This window comes from Bacillus sp. F56 (genome assembly GCF_001748205.1).
In the GTDB taxonomy this organism is placed as follows: Bacteria; Bacillota; Bacilli; order Bacillales; family Bacillaceae; genus Bacillus; species Bacillus stercoris.
Genome location: NZ_BDFC01000006.1, coordinates 518,978 through 530,572 on the forward strand (window position 1 = coordinate 518,978; position 11,595 = coordinate 530,572).

At 43.4% G+C, this 11,595-nt stretch carries 11 protein-coding genes and 1 pseudogene; all 12 read right to left on the minus strand.

Annotated elements, in window-relative coordinates; all coding sequences use genetic code 11:
- Positions 1-150: 150 nt before the first annotated feature.
- Positions 151-1,401 carry a competence/damage-inducible protein A gene (locus tag BFW96_RS11045; protein ID WP_069839433.1) on the minus strand — a complete coding sequence of 417 codons (1,251 nt, stop codon included), beginning with the start codon at positions 1,399-1,401 and terminating at the stop codon, positions 151-153.
- A gap of 17 nt (positions 1,402-1,418) precedes the next feature.
- On the minus strand, positions 1,419-2,000 hold the full coding sequence (gene pgsA / locus BFW96_RS11050) for a CDP-diacylglycerol--glycerol-3-phosphate 3-phosphatidyltransferase (protein ID WP_014664019.1): 582 nt from the start codon (positions 1,998-2,000) through the stop codon (positions 1,419-1,421).
- Between the two features lie 49 nt (positions 2,001-2,049).
- On the minus strand, positions 2,050-2,964 hold the full coding sequence (rodZ, locus tag BFW96_RS11055) for a cell shape determination protein RodZ (protein ID WP_069839434.1): 915 nt from the start codon (positions 2,962-2,964) through the stop codon (positions 2,050-2,052).
- An 18-nt stretch (positions 2,965-2,982) separates the two neighbouring features.
- Positions 2,983-3,774, minus strand: a complete 792-nt coding sequence (locus tag BFW96_RS11060) for a DUF3388 domain-containing protein (RefSeq protein WP_040083145.1) — start codon at positions 3,772-3,774, stop codon at positions 2,983-2,985.
- A 129-nt stretch (positions 3,775-3,903) separates the two neighbouring features.
- A complete protein-coding gene (locus BFW96_RS11065) occupies positions 3,904-4,161 on the minus strand; it encodes a DUF3243 domain-containing protein (protein ID WP_003245199.1) in 258 nt (85 codons plus the stop codon).
- Positions 4,162-4,241: 80 nt separating this feature from the next.
- Positions 4,242-4,970, minus strand: a complete 729-nt coding sequence (ymfI, locus tag BFW96_RS11070; RefSeq protein ID WP_069839444.1) for an elongation factor P 5-aminopentanone reductase — start codon at positions 4,968-4,970, stop codon at positions 4,242-4,244.
- A 54-nt stretch (positions 4,971-5,024) separates the two neighbouring features.
- Positions 5,025-6,311, minus strand: a complete 1,287-nt coding sequence (yfmH, locus tag BFW96_RS11075; RefSeq protein ID WP_040083147.1) for an EF-P 5-aminopentanol modification-associated protein YfmH — start codon at positions 6,309-6,311, stop codon at positions 5,025-5,027.
- Positions 6,308-7,588: an EF-P 5-aminopentanol modification-associated protein YfmF gene (yfmF, locus tag BFW96_RS11080; protein ID WP_069839435.1), complete on the minus strand. Its 1,281-nt coding sequence runs from the start codon at positions 7,586-7,588 to the stop codon at positions 6,308-6,310. The genes yfmH and yfmF overlap by 4 nt, the downstream gene beginning before the upstream one ends.
- Before the next feature lie 198 nt (positions 7,589-7,786).
- Positions 7,787-8,998, minus strand: a complete 1,212-nt coding sequence (bcbE, locus tag BFW96_RS11085) for a bacillibactin exporter BcbE (RefSeq protein WP_080478329.1) — start codon at positions 8,996-8,998, stop codon at positions 7,787-7,789.
- A 137-nt stretch (positions 8,999-9,135) separates the two neighbouring features.
- Complete coding sequence (locus BFW96_RS11090) at positions 9,136-9,861, minus strand: GntR family transcriptional regulator (RefSeq protein WP_003245732.1); 726 nt, start codon at positions 9,859-9,861, stop codon at positions 9,136-9,138.
- Positions 9,862-10,005: 144 nt separating this feature from the next.
- Positions 10,006-11,001, minus strand: a pseudogene (spoIIIE, locus tag BFW96_RS11095) (DNA translocase SpoIIIE); the annotation flags it as partial.
- Between the two features lie 33 nt (positions 11,002-11,034).
- Positions 11,035-11,595 (minus strand): NAD(P)-dependent oxidoreductase (locus BFW96_RS11100; protein ID WP_069839445.1); only part of this gene is annotated, 561 nt, incomplete at its 5' end.

An 11,595-nucleotide genomic window follows, 5' to 3' on the forward strand; every position in this document is an offset into this window, starting at 1 on the left:
TACCACTACATATACTATACCCTGTTTGAAGGGATTTGCCAAGAAAAAAGCGAACGCATATTCGGATTTTTTCTTGGCGTGATTCCTATCAAAATATCATAATGTATCAGAGAAATCATGTTTTCTTAGGAGGATAATGTGCTGATAATATTATTTTTGTTCTAAAAGCTTTAAGATTAAATGGCAGCCATATTTGGCACCGCGTTTTCTGATTCCCGTTCTGGAGCCCGCAAAGTGAAACTCATGAACCTCTTCTTTCCCATTTGCGGAAATACCGATAAACACATGCCCAGGCTCATGCCCTTCTTGAGCATCAGGTCCTGCTACACCAGTAAAGCTAATGCCGATATCGCTGCCAGTGAGTTTTTGAACACCCTTAGCCAGTTCGGCTGCGCATTCCTTGCTGACCGCTCCAAAACGATCTAATGTGTCCTTCTTCACACCAAGCACATTCTGCTTCACGTCGTTTGTATAGCAAACAACACCGCCGGCAAATAATGTTGAAGCACCGCTAAGATCCGTCAGCCATTCAGAAAAAAGCCCGCCAGTAAAGCTTTCTGCCGCAGAAATTGTAATGCCTTTTTCCTTACATGCTTTAGATAGCTCTTTTACAAGAGAAGTATCATCGTACCCATAGAAAAATTCACCGACACGCTCTAAGATAACGGCCTCTGTTTCTTTTAGCAGACGCTCTGTTTCCTTTTCATCGGCGTGTTTGGCTGTCAGACGCAGCGTCACCTCTCCATCAGCAGCCAAAGGAGCGATTGTCGGGTTGGTTTGTGCATCAATAATGTCTTCCAAATCGGCTTCAAGCTGAGATTCGCCGATACCGAAAAAGCGAAGAACGGTGGACACAATTTTTTCATTTGAACCCATCTTTTTGAGCAGAAGAGGCTTTGCCTCATTTTCAAACATTGGACGCAATTCGCTCGGCGGCCCAGGAAGAAGCATATAGAAGCGCGATTCATGCTCTATGAGCATTCCCGGGGCCATTCCAAAGTGATTCGCCAGCACGTCAGATCCTTCGATCACAAGTGCCTGTTTTCGGTTATTAGGTGACATCGTGCGTTTTGTTCGCTTGAAATAGTCCTCAATGGATTGGAATGCCTCATCATTTAACACAAGCGGACGCCCCAGCGTATTTGCAATCGTTTCTTTCGTCAGGTCATCTTTTGTGGGTCCAAGACCTCCTGAAAAAATAATGAAGTCAGAGCGTTCTTCAGCAATGCGGATGACCTGCTTCAGCCGCTCCGGGTTGTCTCCGACCGCTGTATGATAAAATACGTTGACCCCGATTTCAGCGAGCTGTTTGCTGATAAATTGAGCATTTGTATTGGCGATCTGGCCAAGCAGCAGCTCTGAACCGACGGCAATAATTTCAGCTTTTTTTGGAAATTCCATGACGAAGTCCTTCTTTCTTAGTTAGATGTTTTTAACGCTTCCCAGTTTTTAGAGAAATATTCCCAGCCTGAGACGACAGTAAAGAAGACGGCTACCCACAGCGCCAAGTCAGCAAACGGGAATGACACAAGTTCAAATGGAAGATTGTGAAGAAGCAATGCGGATACCGCAATAATCTGTGCCCACGTTTTGATTTTACCAAGCATGTTAGCAGCTACGACTTCTCCTGTTCCGGCCAAAACAAGCCTTAAACCTGTTACAGCAAACTCCCTGCTGATAATCACAATGACCATCCAAGCTGGCGCGAGATCAAATTGAACAAGGATAATTAACGCTGCGGATACGAGCAGCTTGTCCGCAAGCGGATCAAGAAATTTCCCGAAGTTTGTTACAAGGTTCAGTTTTCGGGCATAATATCCGTCAACCCAATCTGTTGTAGATGCAATAATAAATAGAATGGCCCCCGCCAAGTGTGCGATCGGGATCGATTCGTCTCCAACTTCGAGCCTGCCCCAGTCAAACGGCGCCAGCATGATAATCATGAAGATTGGGATTAATGCGATTCTAGCTAGTGTGATTTTATTTGGTAAGTTAAACATAAAGCCCCTCCAATTTCATACTCGGACGTGAAGAAAAGTCATCTGGTAATTAAGATGACTTTTCTTCCTTTTTATTTACAATCTTTATGGTTTGTGCCATCACTTTTTTCGGATCAAGTTCATATGAAAGAACCTTGCCGTTGATTTTTATTTTCAGATTAGGTGCATATCCTGTGCGGATTTCAACCTGTTTCTGATCAGTTATATCTTTTTTATAGGTTTCGTCTTTTTTCAGCGTTCCTTCTTTTAAAGAGCTGCTGTTTTCATCGCGCACCCGAATCCAAGAGCTGTCCGCTGCCTTCAATTCAAGCTCGATTTTATCAGCGCCGGACACTTCATAAGTCGTTAACGATCCTTCAGTGCCAGCAGCTTTAATCTCCAGCTTATCACTGTCATTTTCTTTTTTCTTATCTTCGTTTTCTTTCGTTTCTTTTTTAGTGTCTGTCTCTTTTTCAGAGCTGTTATTTTGATTCTCTTTCAGCGTTGAATCTTTAGGGATTTCGTACTTGCTCTCACTTTGCGTAATTGCTTTTTCTGATGCCGCATTGTGATCATCACTGTTTTTGTGATTCGCAAATTGAATGATCGCGTACACAATGGCAATCACGACAATCACGCCGAGAATGACAAGTATCGTTGGCAGCAGCTCCAGCGCCTTAGATGCTGGCTTTGGCATTTCCTTTTGAAGATTCATGCCAGAGATCTTTTCAGACACATCGTCATGATACGTATTCGGGATATCTTTTTTATGCTCCTCAAACAGCTGATCCGCATCAAGCCCAACGGCTTCTGCATATTGCTTGATGAATGCCCGAACATAAAACTTCCCCGGAATAATGTCATAGTTTCCTTCCTCCAAGGCGGTTAAATACCTTTTTTGAATCTTTGTTGCCGCTTGGAGATCATCCAATGACATTGCTTTTTCCTCTCTGGCTTCTTTGAGCCGGATTCCTAGTTCAGTCACAACAAACACCTTCCAATTTTAAAAATCAAAGCTTGAAAACCCGGGTTGATCAAACATTTGGGGTTCCTCGGCATGTTCATATGTAATAACCTCATCAGGGTCATTTCTCAGTTCAATAATATAATCAAAGTCATCTAGTGTATACTCTGTATTTTGAACGAATATGTCCGGATGCTCCACCACTTTTGTTGCCGGAAGCCGCATTATTTCTCGGACCAGCTGGAGATGGCGTTCCGATCCTCTTCGTGTTGACACAATTCCGTCAACGATAAAGACATTTTCAGTGCTGTATTCTTCGGCAATCAGCTGGCTTCTTATCGTCTGCTTCAGCAAGGTTGAGGACACAAACAGCCACCTTTTGCTTGCACACACACTGGAGGCCACAATCGATTCCGTTTTTCCAACACGCGGCATTCCTCTGATTCCGATTAATTTATGGCCTTCTTTTTTGAACAATTCGGCCATAAAATCGACTAATAAGCCAAGCTCGTCCCGTTCAAAGCGGAACGTTTTCTTATCATCGGCATCCCGTTGAATATAGCGGCCGTGGCGTACGGCAAGACGATCGCGAAGCCTCGGTTCTCTAAGCTTCGTTACTTTAATTGTTTCCATCGTTTTTAAGATTGATTCTAATCGTTTAATTTGATCTATATGGCGGCACCTGAGGAGCATTCCCCTTCTGGAAAGATCGACGCCGTTTATCGTTACGATGTTAATAGAAAGCATCCCAAGAAGAGATGAGATATCCCCGAGCAGTCCGGGGCGGTTCACTTGAATTTCATATTCAAAATACCATTCGAGCTTTGCCAAATGATATACCCCCTTCATTGTGGCAAAATTTTACCTTCCTTTATCATAAAGCATTTTTCTCTAATTAGAAAGAAGAATGTTGCTGTGATGAGGAAAACATAAAAAAGAGAGGAAAAATCCCCTCTCTTCCTAGTGAGTGCTGTTATTTTCAACAAGCTTAACCATCATATTGGCAATGGCGTGCTGTTCATCTTTTGATGCTACACTCCAAAGATCTGCCAGCACTTTCTCCTGCTCGTTCTTAGATTCCACTTCATTAGCCAAGTAGCTGCCGATTTCTGTCGCAAGATCTGTAATCGTATCCTGGCTCATACCTTTATCTTGCGCATAGTTCAGACGGTCGCCAAGGAAGTTTTTCCAGCTATCCCAGTTTTCTAATACTGACATGCTTGTTTCCTCCATTTCATGTGAAGTTACAAGATTATTGTGTCCTTCACAAAAGAAACTATACACCGAATATTTTCGGATCAGCAGTGCCAGCCGCCATTCACCGACAGAATTTGGCCGGTGATATATGATGCTTTGTCAGACAGGAGAAAAGCTGTTGCATCCGCAATTTCCTGCGGCCGGGCCAGCCGGCCGATCGGGATCTCATCAGCGATCTCTTCTTTTTCAGACGGGGTGAATTGATTCATCATATTTGTATCAACCGCGCCCGGCGCTACCGCGTTTACCCTGATTCCGCTTGGCGCCAGCTCCTTAGCCAGCCCTTTTACAAACGAATGCTGAGCTCCCTTTGCCATGCTGTACAGCACTTCACAGGATGCTCCAGTCTCTCCCCAAATCGAGCTGACAGCCACAATTGCTCCCGATTTATTCCGAATCATGCCTGGAAGAAGGTTTCTTGTCAGCATATACGGACTCGCCACATGGAGCTGAACCATTTCCTGGACTGTTACGTTATCCACATCCGTAATCAGCCCAAAATGGCTTCTTCCGCTGTTTAAAACAATCGCATCAATCGGCTGAACAATTAAACTTGTCAGCTTATCTGCCCCTTCTGGAGAGGACAGATCGGCTTGCAATATCTCCGCGTGCACGCCAAACTTCTCTCTTAGTTTTTCAGCAAGCTCCGCTGCCGCATTTTGATTTGTATTGTAATGAAGCAGCAGATTGTATCCCTTAGCCGCAAGGGTTTCGCTGATGCTTTTGCCAATGCCGCCGCTTGCTCCGGTGATTAGTGCTATTTTGTTCATGCTCTTTCCTTCTTTCCGCACAAAAACACCCCTCACACTGGAGGGATGTTTTGTTTATGATTTAGGAACAACCTTGCATACAGTCAGTCTGTCTGCAGCAATTTCCTCTTGTATGACTTTCTGCACATCCTCGATAGTAATCTGCTCGAGTACCGTTACGACGTCAAACAGGCTCATATCCAAGAATGCATAACGGGTAAATTGATTAGCGATGTATTCAGGGGAATTCAGCGCTTTTAAGAATGTACCGATCTTTTTCTTTCTGGCCAGTTCAATCTTTTCAGCGGTAATCAATTCGCCCGCGCGCAAAAGCATGCTTGAAACGTCTTCAGCCAATTGATCAGGATCAGGCGTATCTCCGCCGATCGCTGCAAAACCGAACCCATATTCAGCAGTAAAATCAAAGCTGAACGTTTCGTCAATATACCCTTTTTCATAAAGTGATTCATACTGGGCAGAGCTTTTGCCGAAAAGAGCTTCAAGCAATAAGTTCATAGAAAGTTCATGCTTTAACAGCTCTTTGCCTAATCTAAACGGGTTCTTTGATTTTAGCCCGACAAGGCATTTCGGTCCCTGCACGTTCATTTTGATCTCTTTTTCTTTTCGGAAAACCGCTTCTTGCTCTTTCACTTCTTCACGTTTAATTTCCGGCTGATCGGTATACGGCTTTTTCTCCTGATTTTCTCTGACCTGCGAAATGATCGCTTCAGGATCTACCGGGCCGACAATGAATAGAAGCATGTTGCTCGGGTGATAAAACGTTTCATAGCATTCATAAAGAAGATCTTTTGTAATATGTGAAATGCTTTCCACTGTTCCCGCTATGTCAATTCTGACAGGATGCTCTTTGTACATGTTTTCAATGACCCCGAAGTAAAGCCTCCAATCAGGATTATCATCGTACATGTTAATCTCCTGCCCGATAATCCCTTTTTCTTTTTCAACCGTTTTTTCAGTGAAATATGGGTCCTGCACGAAATCGATGAGCGTCTCTAAATTGCGTTCAACATTTGATGTGCTTGAGAAAAGATAAGCCGTTCTTGTAAATGACGTAAACGCATTGGCAGAAGCACCCTGTTTGCTGAAATCTTGAAAAACGTCTCCGTCCGCTTTTTCAAACAGCTTATGCTCAAGAAAATGGGCGATCCCGTCCGGCACGTGAACCATCTCATTTTTATCTAAAGGGACAAACCGGTTATCTATTGAACCGTACTTTGTTGTAAAGACCGCATATGTCTTGTTGAAACCTTTTTTCGGCAAAACGTATACGTCAAGGCCGTTGGACATTTTTTCATGATACAGCGTCTCCTGAAGCTGTTCATATTCGATTGGTTTGATCAAGATGCTCCCTCCGTCCCTTTTAAGAAATAAGTCGTATCAAGCTGAATCTTTTCGCCGGCTTTAATGATATCCTCTTTTGTGACATTCTCAATATTGGCAAGAAAGTCTTCGATAGGAATCTCGACTTGAGCAGCGGCCTGCTGATATAAAAATTCAGTTAAACCGTATGCAGTATCAATTGTTTCCAGCACTTGGTTGCGAATGACGGCTTTTGTCTGTTCGATGTCTTGCTCACTGAAATCGCCGTTTTTCATTGCCTGAAACTGCTCCGCAATAATCGAAACAGCCTGGTCGTAATTTTTTACTTCAATGCCTGACATCACCATTAACAAGCCTTTAAAACTTTCTATACGCGAAGCGGCGTAGTAAGCAAGGCTGGCTTTTTCCCGAACGTTAATGAAAAGTTTAGAGTGAGAGAATCCGCCGAACAATCCGTTAAACACTTGTAAAGCCGGATAGTCCTGATCTGTATAAGTGATGCCGGTGCGGTAGCCGATATTCAGCTTTCCTTGTTTGACATCTTCCTCATCAATCACTTCATTTGCCTGAACTTTTTCATCAGCCCGATTGTTTTTAATCATGCCAAGAGTGCGCTCTTCGGTTTGGAAATACTTATCAATCGCCGTTTGCACCTGCTTACTGTCCACATCACCAACAACATAAAGATCAAGCTGGTCTTTTTGGATAGCGCTTTGGTATGTTTCGTATAATTGCTCGGCCGTAATGTCATCGACATCGTCGATTTCACCATTGACATGGAGCGCGTAAGGCTCATTTTTGCACATTTCCTGTATCAGCCTTAAATTCGAGTAGCGCATTTTATCATCATAGACGGCTTGGATTCTTTGCTTAAGCGTCCGTTTTTCTTGAGCCACATATTGTGGCTGAAAAGCGCCCCCCTCTAAAGCAGGTGAAAAGACGATTTCTGCGAGAAGCTGAAGCCCTTTCTCAAGAAGCGGTGTTTGGTCTTTTAAATATTTTTCATTCGGGATTTCAAGCCTGAACGTAATGACGTGCCGCTCTCCTTTTTTCGTAAGGTCCGCCGATACTGATGTGCCGTACAGCTCATCCAAATAGGAACGCAATTCTGAGGTTTTCGGATGGCTTTTCGTTCCGCGAAGAAGCACATGCGGGAGAAGCGCTCTTTTGGTGACTTGATCCTTTGTCAGCGGCGCAAGCATCTTAAAAATAAGCGAGACGGTTTTAAATTTTTCTGTTTCTACAATGTGTGCGGTTAAACCGCCGTGCTTTGTTTTGAGTTCATTAACATATGACATATGGAACCTCCTTCGTTCATTTCTTCATTAGTATGTATTATGACCAATTTTAAGCATACGCAGAAACACTCTTTCATGTAATTATAGCAACTGTAGGATTTATAAGGAAACAATAACCTCCGCATACGGTATAGTAAGTTCTTTTCCAATCTCGGCGATGGTTAGAACCTGCAAGGGCGCGCAAAAAAAGACGGTTGGCTAGACCGTCCCTAAGTTTTTTTCTTCTTCTTCACTTTTTTTAGCATCTATAGTAAATAGCACTAAAAATAAAGAAACAATGCTGCAAAACGCCGAGAGTATGAAAATAATCCAGTTTGCATTTGACATTAACGCAGCAAAAACAGGCGGGCCGAGAGCCACTCCTATAAAGCGCATGCTATTGTAGAAGGAGGATATGGTTCCGCATTGCTCACTTTCAATTCCTTCGGTTATCAATGCATCTAAAGCAGGAAGAGCCATGCCAATCCCAATCCCGCCAAAGCTTAAAAAGACAAATAAAAAATAAAAACTGTGGTTCCACCACAAGGCAATAAACGACAGGGTTAACAGAATCATTCCTGTCACAACGCAAAATTTCATTCGGCCTTTATCTTTACCGATCTTTTTGCCAGCTATAAAAGAACTGGTTGACAAAAACAAAAGTGGGATTGCCAGTAATCCGCCTTTAGCTACTCCGTCAATGGCATACTTGTTCTCCAGCGTATCTGACAAATAAAATAATACGCCAAATAACAAAAACATAATGACACACCCGATAATGAAGACCGTATAAAGCCAGCGCCCATCCTGTTTAAAGATTTTCTTCACGCTCTTGATAAACTCAGAAACCGCAGGCGCATCTTCATCTTCTTCAGGCTTGGCCACTAAAAACAATACGAGCAAAAAGCTGATCAAACAGAAAAACGGAATAAACCAAAACGGTACAAACCAGTACCAGGAAGCCAGTAATGCGCCAAGTATGGGACTCAGTACCTTCCCTGACGTGTTAGCGGTTTCAATATCCCCAAGTCCAGCGCTGACCTTTTCATCGTCTCCTTCAAAAAGGTCACCGATAAACGGCATAACGATAGGAGCGGCACCTGCAGAACCGATGCCTTGAAGAACACGCCCCGCCAAGATCATAGCATAAGGATTTTTCATGTAGGTTGAGGCAAAAGCAGCTACCACTCCACCTAATCCTGCAATGAGGAGACATGGAAGCAATATTTTTTTCCTCCCGAAACGATCCGACAAATATCCGGCAATCGGAATGCAAATAATTGCCACTACTGAATATACAGTAATGATTAACGACACTTGAAATGAAGTCACCGACAGCTTTTTTTCCATCATCGGAAGAACAGGAATCAGCATGGAGTTCCCGAGTGTCATCACAAGCGGGACGGAAGACAATGCAATAATATTTTTCATTCCATTTTTCTTTCTCAACATTTTCACCCATTCACTTTCTTGTCATCTCTTATATATTGCGTTAACCGGAATGAAAGTATGTACAAAGAAACATGAATCAGTGCAAATAAAAAAAACAGACACACAAGCGTCCGTTTTTAGAATCGTTTACGCAAAACATGAAATCTGAATTTATCGGCTCTGAAATAATTTAACGAGTAAAGCACCGGTTTATCGTGCTGATCGTAATGGGTTTGTTTTAACAGTAAAAGTGCTGTTTCCGGATCGCATTCCAGCACTGGAGAAATGGTATCGTGATAGCCGATCGGTTCTATATCAGTTACTGCATAACTGATTACGGAGCCTGAATTTTTCTCAAGCAGGTCAAACATAGATTCTTGCTGATGAGAAAAAGAATTCGGCAAAATATTCATCGGAATTTTGTCTATACAATATACAATCGGCTGTCCGTCAGCTGTCCTAACACGTTCAAGGTAAAAAAGTTCTTGCCCTTCTGCCAAATGAAACCTCTTCGTATCATCCTCAGACGGCATAAGCACTTGTGATGACAGAAAAATCGTGCCAGGGGTCATATTTGCCTGTTCTATCATCTTCGTTACACTGTTCAGCTGTTCAATGCCCGAAAGAAATAACGGCTTAGAATGGACAAAAGTGCCTACACCATGCCTTCTGATAATCACGTGCTCTTCTTCCAATATCCGCAAGGCTTCTCTTAGCGTCGCTCTGCTCACACCTAGCTTTTTGGAAAGCTCAAATTCAGAAGGCAGCTTTTCCTTCTCAGTGTAGATCCCATTTTTTATATCCTCTTTAATTCGTTCAATTACTTTCAAATACAAGTGCCGATTATCAGCTTTTGTAGACATGTTTCCCCTCCGTAAACCACTTTCGATAAAAATTATTGAACAATTGGGACAACTATATCATGTTTTGTCGAAAAAATAAATAGAAAGCTTATCAGTTTACATAATGTTATTATTGATAACTAAAGGAGAATGGAACTCCCTTCATTATGAAGAGAGCTCATCATATTTCTCTTTTGATAATAAGACTTCCCTAGGTTTGCTGCCTTCATACGGCCCGACAACGCCGCGTTCCTCCATTGCGTCAATCAGGCGCGCCGCTCTCGTATAGCCGATTCTGAATCTTCTTTGCAGCATTGAAACAGATGCCGTCTGCATGCCGACGATTAATTCAACAGCTTCATCATAAAGTTCATCAGTAACCTCTGAATGAGTTTCCGTTGTCTCCTCAGGAATCATTTCTTCTTGATATTGCGCTTTCTGCTGCGTAATCACATGGTCGACGATCTTCTCCACTTCGTCATCCGACAAAAATGCTCCTTGTACACGGACAGGTTTGTTAGCCCCTACAGGTAAAAACAGCATATCGCCGCGGCCGAGAAGCTTCTCTGCGCCGCCCATGTCAAGAATGGTCCTTGAATCCGTCTGTGAAGATACGCTGAACGCGATTCGTGACGGAATGTTCGCTTTGATCACCCCTGTGATAACGTCCACCGAAGGCCGCTGCGTCGCAATAATGAGATGGATGCCGGCAGCCCGCGCCATTTGGGACAATCTCGTAATCGAATCTTCCACATCAGACGAAGCGACCATCATGAGATCGGCAAGCTCGTCCACAACGACAACAATATAAGGAAGCTCCGGCTGTTTCGCTCCTTCTTCATTGTTGGCGCGTTTTATATAATCATTGTATCCTTCAATATTTCGTGTGCCCGTATGAGAAAATAATTCATACCGCCGCTCCATTTCATTGACAACCTTTTTCAAAGCCTGCGATGCTTTTTTCGGGTCGGTTACAACCGGAGCAAGCAGGTGCGGAATCCCGTTGTAGACATTCAGCTCTACCATTTTAGGATCGATCATCATCATTTTCACTTCATGCGGTTTTGCGCGCATTAAAATACTTGTAATAATGCCGTTGACACAGACACTTTTTCCGCTCCCGGTTGCGCCTGCGACCAAAAGGTGGGGCATCTTATTTAAGAGAAAAACCCGGAGCTGGCTCCGGGTTTTTTATTATTCCGCTTCGCTTACTACTGTGAAGCGCTCATTTTTGTGTGCAGGTTGTTCAAGCTCATCCAATACGGCAATGGCATAATCTGCATAGCTGATATAGCTGTCGCCTTTGGCATTTACGATGACATTGTCTTTCCCTTTTTGGTAAGAGCCAGTCCGTTTTCCTGCCGGATCAAAAAATGCCGCAGGACTGAGGAATGTCCAGGAAATAGAGTCTGTCTGCTGCAAGTCTTTCAGGTTCTCGCCTTGATTTGATGCAGTTGGCAAATATTCTTTCGGAAATTCCGGCGTATCCATTAAACGGATTGTTTTGGCTTCATCAACAAACAGGCTTCCCGCTCCGCCAACAACAAGCAATCTTGTGTGCTTCGCGTCTTTTAATATGCTGATGAGTGCTCTGCCTGCTTCTACATGAAGATGTTCCTGGCCGGGCGCTGCCCCAAAAGCATTTACGACCGCGTCAAACGGCTTGATGTCTTCTGCAGTCAGTTCAAACACATCTTTCTCCAAAACCGCTACGTCCTGTTCCTGCACTTTTGAAGCGTTTCGGACGATGGCAGT

What these genes read in the sequence shown, in the direction of transcription:
- BFW96_RS11090 (WP_003245732.1), bottom strand. Translation starts at nt 9,861, where the DNA reads ATGTCTACAAAAGCTGATAATCGGCACTTGTATTTGAAAGTAATTGAA.
- ymfI (WP_069839444.1), bottom strand. Translation starts at nt 4,970, where the DNA reads ATGAACAAAATAGCACTAATCACCGGAGCAAGCGGCGGCATTGGCAAA.
- BFW96_RS11045 (WP_069839433.1), bottom strand. Translation starts at nt 1,401, where the DNA reads ATGGAATTTCCAAAAAAAGCTGAAATTATTGCCGTCGGTTCAGAGCTG.
- BFW96_RS11065 (WP_003245199.1), bottom strand. Translation starts at nt 4,161, where the DNA reads ATGTCAGTATTAGAAAACTGGGATAGCTGGAAAAACTTCCTTGGCGAC.
- pgsA (WP_014664019.1), bottom strand. Translation starts at nt 2,000, where the DNA reads ATGTTTAACTTACCAAATAAAATCACACTAGCTAGAATCGCATTAATC.
- bcbE (WP_080478329.1), bottom strand. Translation starts at nt 8,998, where the DNA reads ATGAAAAATATTATTGCATTGTCTTCCGTCCCGCTTGTGATGACACTC.
- yfmF (WP_069839435.1), bottom strand. Translation starts at nt 7,588, where the DNA reads ATGTCATATGTTAATGAACTCAAAACAAAGCACGGCGGTTTAACCGCA.